This window comes from Paenibacillus sp. N119s (assembly GCF_059447605.1).
The window spans coordinates 1-1,174 of the sequence record NZ_JCAJRU010000453.1 but is presented as its reverse complement, the minus strand read 5'-3'; the positions used below and the strand labels follow the sequence as shown (position 1 = coordinate 1,174).

The window sequence follows — 1,174 nt, the reverse complement described above, 5'->3', positions numbered from 1 at the left end:
TTGTCCATTCTCCGCTCTACAATATAGTCCGTTACATTCTGACCATACTCCTGCTTGAATACCTTGCTCATATACTCTTTGCTCACAAAAAAGTTTTTCGCCAACTGCTCCAGTGTGATCGGCCCAGCAAAGTGACTATCGATATACCGCCGTACCTCCTCCAAATTCAGCTTGTTTTTGTATTTCCGCTGCCGAATGAGCTGATCCAGTTCTTGAGCATAACATGACGATACGAATTCCAGCGCATCTTCTACAGAGGATAGGACAGCCTGCGCAAGCGGAAATCCTCCCGTTGCCGTAGAAGTATCCAGCCCATTATCCGCTGCCAGCTCTTTCAGCAGAGAAAGCAGCTCCTGCACCAATCGGCCCAGCATATGTGGACTTGGTGTTCCGTAGCTCTCCAGCTCCTCCACAACCTGACTGCAGGTTAAGATCACCCCGTCACGATTCAGTTCATTAAAATAAAGACGCAACAGTTGCTTATACTGGGCTAACCTGTGAAAAAACTCATAATCCAGCTCTGGCGCTTCTTGCTGCTGTTCGGCTATCTTGACCTCCAGATCGGTTTTGCATTTGAGCAGCACCGCATTTAGCTCGGCCGGATTGACAGGCTTAAGCAAATAATCGACAGCCTTGTAACGGATCGCATGTTTGGCATATGCAAAGTCATCATATCCGCTCACGACAATGATTTTCACATCCGGACATTGGCTATTTAGCGCTTGCAGCAGCTCTACTCCGTCCGCACCTGGCATGTGCATATCCGTAATCACAATGTGGGGAGCTAACTCCCGGACCAGCCTGAACGCCTCGTCTCCGTCCTCAGCCTCACCTACCACTACCATTCCAAGCTTTTCCCAAGTGCCAAACGTCTTCAAAATATCGCGGTTCCACGGCTCATCGTCAACGATTAATACTCTGATCATACTTTGCCCTCCTCTGCTGAGGTGAATGGAATACGGATAGTGACACATGTACCGACTCCCTGCTCACTATCTATAGTCACTCCGTAATACACTCCAAAATTCATCTGTATGCGTGAAGCCACATTGCTTAATCCGATATGACTGCCCTGCGCCCAAATTGGTTCCTCCGATGCGTTTTCCAGCTTAGCCCGAACTTTCTCCAGCTTGTCCGGGTGCATACCGTTACCGTTATCGCTGACCGTAATGCA

Annotated in this window: 2 protein-coding genes; both read right to left on the bottom strand. The window is 48.9% G+C overall.

The genetic code is table 11. The features are described from left to right. Positions 1 to 926, bottom strand: a 926-nt coding sequence (locus AC5V8P_RS25685; RefSeq protein ID WP_495474070.1) for a response regulator, incomplete at its 3' end; no start/stop codon positions are given. Beyond that, on the bottom strand, positions 923 to 1,174 hold a 252-nt coding region (locus AC5V8P_RS25680), incomplete at its 5' end, for a sensor histidine kinase (protein ID WP_495474069.1). The genes AC5V8P_RS25680 and AC5V8P_RS25685, both read right to left, overlap by 4 nt.